Origin of the sequence: Pseudomonas sp. NBRC 111140, from assembly GCF_001320885.1 — a bacterium.
Lineage (GTDB): Bacteria > Pseudomonadota > Gammaproteobacteria > Pseudomonadales > Pseudomonadaceae > Aquipseudomonas > Aquipseudomonas putida_P.
In genome coordinates this window covers 1-4,394 of the sequence record NZ_BCBQ01000173.1, presented here as the reverse complement: position 1 = coordinate 4,394, position 4,394 = coordinate 1, and the positions used below count along the sequence as shown (strand labels likewise).

At 59.4% G+C, this 4,394-nt stretch carries 3 protein-coding genes; all 3 read left to right on the top strand.

What is annotated here, in order from left to right; genetic code table 11:
- Nucleotides 1–1,165: terminase TerL endonuclease subunit (locus APH42_RS28570; RefSeq protein ID WP_060494736.1), on the top strand; the 1,165-nt coding region annotated here is incomplete at its 5' end.
- A 207-nt stretch (nt 1,166–1,372) separates the two neighbouring features.
- A complete protein-coding gene (locus tag APH42_RS28565; RefSeq protein WP_263857501.1) occupies nt 1,373–2,614 on the top strand; it encodes a phage portal protein in 1,242 nt (413 codons plus the stop codon).
- A gap of 16 nt (nt 2,615–2,630) precedes the next feature.
- Nucleotides 2,631–3,488, top strand: coding sequence for a head maturation protease, ClpP-related (locus APH42_RS28560; RefSeq protein WP_060494734.1), 858 nt, complete (start codon nt 2,631–2,633; stop codon nt 3,486–3,488).
- Nucleotides 3,489–4,394: the final 906 nt, after the last annotated feature.

The following is a 4,394-nucleotide window of genomic DNA, read 5'->3' as shown; positions in this document are numbered from 1 at the left end:
GGTGGGTGGCAAGAAGGCCGTTGGCGTGCTAATCGATGAGGCCTGGCTGTTCGGCAAGAACCCGAAAGCGGCTGACATGATTCGAGAGGCCACGGGTGGCCTGCTATCCAGGCCAGAAGGCTTCGTCATCTGGCTGACCACGCAATCGAACGAGCCGCCGGCTGGTGTGTTCCGGTCGAAGCTGAACTATGCGCGCGGCGTGCGCGATGGCCGCATCAACGACAATCGTTTCTTGCCGATCATCTACGAATTCTCGAAGGAGATGATCGACAGCGGTGCAGCCCGCAGGCCGGAGAACTTCCACCTGGTGAACCCCAACATGGGGTTCTCGGTCGACCGCCCGACGCTTGAGCGCCTGTTCATGCAGGCGGAGATCGATGGAGAAGCAGAGCTACGCGGCTTCCTGGCCAAGCACCTGAATATCGAGATCGGTCTTGCTTTGATGTCCGACGCTTGGGTCGGCGCTGAATTCTGGGAACCGCAAGGCGTTACTTGGCTCAGCCTGGACGAAATACTGAAGCGGTGTGAGGTGATCGATGTTGGCGGTGACGGGGGCGGCCTTGACGATTTACTTGGCCTAGCAGTCCTAGGGCGGGAGACGGGGTCGCGTAGGTGGTTCCACTGGGCTCATGCCTGGGCCCACCCTTCAGTGCTTGAACGGCGCAAGTCGGAAGCCCCCCGACTGAAAGACCTTGAGTCAGCTGGTGATCTGACCATCGTGAAAAGGATCGGCGACGACGTTGAGCAGTTCGCAGCCATAGTGGCCCGCATCAATGAGACTGGTCTGTTGGACAAGGTTGGGCTCGACCCCGCTGGCATTGGCTCTGTTCTCGATGCCTTGGCTGACGCGGGAGTCGAGGAAGACAAGATCGTCGGTATTTCACAGGGCTGGAAGCTGACTGGTGCAATCAAGACGACAGAGAGAAAGCTCGCGGAAGGCACCCTGCTGCATTGCGGTCAGCCGCTTATGGCCTGGTCATGCGGTAACGCCAAAGGCGTTCCGTCGGCCAACGCCTTCCTGATCAACAAGCAGGCCTCGGGCACCGCCAAGATTGACCCATTGATGGCCACATTCAACGCCGTTTCACTGCTCAGCCTCAATCCAGAAGGACGCGGGGGAATGGACAACTTCATGGCTGGTATTCGGGACCCACTGATCGCATGAACGCATTTCATATTTTCATCGCCTGCGCAGTGGTCGCTTTCTGCTTGGCATGCAGCGGGGTCTGGCTGTTGGCTGGTACCGGCTGGGCTTTGTTGGCGGGATCACTGAGCTTCTTCTGCATCGCCGGCTTCATCCGCAGAGGGCTTGTCAGTGATTAAAACCCTATCCCAGGCATTGGGCGCTGCTGCCACCAAGCCATCAGCCAGTATGAGTGAATGGCTGGGCAAGACTATCAAGCTGTCGGACGGAGGTTTCTGGAGTGCCTTTAACGGTGCCCAGTCCAGTAGTGGTAAGTCAGTCAGCGTCGACAAGGCCATGCGCCTGTCTACCGTGTGGGCATGCGTCCGTATCATCTCGACTTCTGTAGCCGGCTTGCCATTGAGCATCTACCGGCGGATGCCCGATGGTAGCCGAGAGAGCGCCCGCGACTTCCCGTTGTACGATGTGGTGCACAACAGCCCCAACGAAGACATGGCTGCTTTCCATTTCTGGCAGGCCGTCGTCGCCTCGATGCTGCTGTGGGGCAACGCCTACTGCGAGATCCATCGCTCTGCCGGGCGCGTCATCGCCCTGGACTTCCTAATGCCGTCGAGAGTCGACCTTGAGTTCGACGACGATGGACGACTCAGGTATTTCTTTAGGCCCCGAAAGGGAGCCCGCCGAGAGATCCAGCGGCAGGACATGTTGCACATCCCAGCATTCACCCTGGATGGCCGAGTCGGCCTTTCTGCTATTCGGTACGGCGCGGATGTGTTCGGTTCTGCGATGTCCGCAGATGATGCCGCCAACAGTACGTTCCGCAACGGCATGATGCCCACAGTCGCTTTTTCGGTCGACAAGACGCTAAACCCCGCTCAGCGCGTCGAGTTTCGTGAGTACGTTAAGACAATCTCCGGAGCATTGAACGCAGGCAAGAGCCCAGTGCTTGAGCAGGGCGTGAAGCCGGAGATGATCGGTATCAATCCTGCCGATGCACAGCTGCTGGAGTCGAGAGGACACAGCGTTGAGGAAATTTGCCGATGGTTCGGCGTTCCCCCCTGGATGGTGATGAAGACCGACAAGGGCAGTAACTGGGGCACCGGCCTGGAGCAACAACAGATCGCGTTTCTCACGTACTGCATCATGTCCTTCACGGCGCCGATCGAGCAGTGCGTGAACAAGTGGTGCATGACGGCGGTTGACCGGATCAAGTTCTACGCCGAGTACTCACTTGAAGCGTTCCTGCGTGCGGACAGCGCCGGCCGTGCAGCCTATCTCAGCACGATGGGGCAGAACGGCTACATGACCCGAAACGAGGGTCGGCGGAAAGAAAACCTTCCGAGCATGCCGGGTGGCGATGTACTGACCGTGCAATCCAACCTGGTGCCACTTGACCAGTTGGGCAAGCAAAACGATAGCCAGGCCGCAAGGGCCGCTCTGATGAACTGGCTCCAACAGCCGGAAAAGTAAATCACGGGAGTAATCCATGAAGCACAAGATCCAGTCTCGCGGCCTGCGCAGCGAGATGAGCCCGCGCGCGCTCGACAAATGGAATCCCGCGATCCAGGCGGCCGTTGAAAACACCTCGGACACCATCACGGTGTACGGGGTGATTGGTGAAGACTGGTACGGCGAGGGCGTCACGCTAAAACGAATCGATGCCGCTCTGCGGGCCATCGGTGAGCGGGATGTAACCGTCTACATCAACTCGCCTGGCGGTGACATGTTCGAAGGCATCGCCATCTACAACCGTCTGAAAGAACACAGCCACAAGGTCACCACCAAGGTGCTTGGCATGGCTGCCAGCGCCGCATCGATCATCTACTTGGCCGGAAGCGACCGGCAGGTGGCCAGCAGCGCCTTCCTGATGATCCACAACTGCTGGACGTTCCTCGCGGGCAACCGTCATTACCTGCGCGATGTGGCTGATGACATGCAGGAGTTCGATGCCGCGATGGCCGACCTCTATGCCGAAACCAGCGGCCAAGCTGTCGACGACATGGCCGAACTGATGGATGACGAGACCTTCATCCGTGGCAAGCGAGCTGTGGAACTGGGCCTGGCTACCGGCGTCCTGTCGTCAACCGAGATCACCGAGCGCGAGACCGAAGAGTCGACGCAGAGCAATGCGCTCAAGGCCATGGACGTCGCATTGGCGAAGGCTGGAATGCCTCGTTCTGAGCGCCGCGAACTGTTCGCCAATTTTAAGTCCGGCATGCCTCGCGCTGCCGGCGGGGGTACGCATAACGCTGCCCCGCCCGACAAGCCTAGCGCTGTCGCGCCAGACCTCTCCGCCTCTCTGAGCGCGGCAACCAATCTCCTCAATTCTCTGAAAGGAAAGTGACCATGGACTTTGAAGCCCAAGTCAAGGAACTCAACGCCAGCCTGAAGGGCATTGGCGATCAGATCAAAAGCCAGGCCGAGGCGACCGAGAAGCAAATCAAGGCTTCCGGTGAAATGAATACGGAAACTCGCGCCAAGGTCGATGAACTGCTGACCAAGCAGGGCGAGCTGCAGGCCCGCTTGGGCGAGGCCGAGCAAAAGCTTGTGAATGCAAGCCGGGATCGCAACCATCAGGAAGAGCCGCAGAAATCGGTAGGCGCTCTCGTAATCGAAAGCGAAGAAATGAAGGACATGAACTCGTCCTTCCGCGGCTCTCGTCGTGTCTCCGTGCCGCGCGCGGCGATCACCACCGCAACCGGCGGTGACCTGGTGCAGACTCAGCGCTTGCCGGGGATCATTGCCCCGCCTCAACGCCGACTGACCGTACGCGACCTGGTTGCACCGGGCACCACCGAATCGAACTCCATCGAGTACGTGCGTGAAACCGGCTTCACCAACAACGCCCGTACTGTGGCGGAGACCACGGCCAAGCCGTATTCCGACCTGACGTTCGGCCTGGCCACTGCGAACGTGCGGACCATCGCCCACTTGTTCAAAGCCAGCCGCCAGATGCTGGACGATGCCAAGGCACTCCAGAGCTATATCGACGGTCGTGCACGCTATGGCCTCAACATGGCGGAAGAAGCTCAGCTGCTTTATGGCAATGGCACCGGCGTGAACCTGCAAGGCCTTATGACCGTTGCTCAACTGTACGCCGCCCCGGCTGGGGTAGCCGTAGTGGGCGAGCAGCGCATTGACCGCCTGCGCCTGGCACTGCTGCAGGCCGAACTGGCCAGATCGGAAGAGCATACGTCTGAACTCCAGTCACCCGTCCCGATCTCGTATGCCGTCTTCTGCTTGAAAAAAA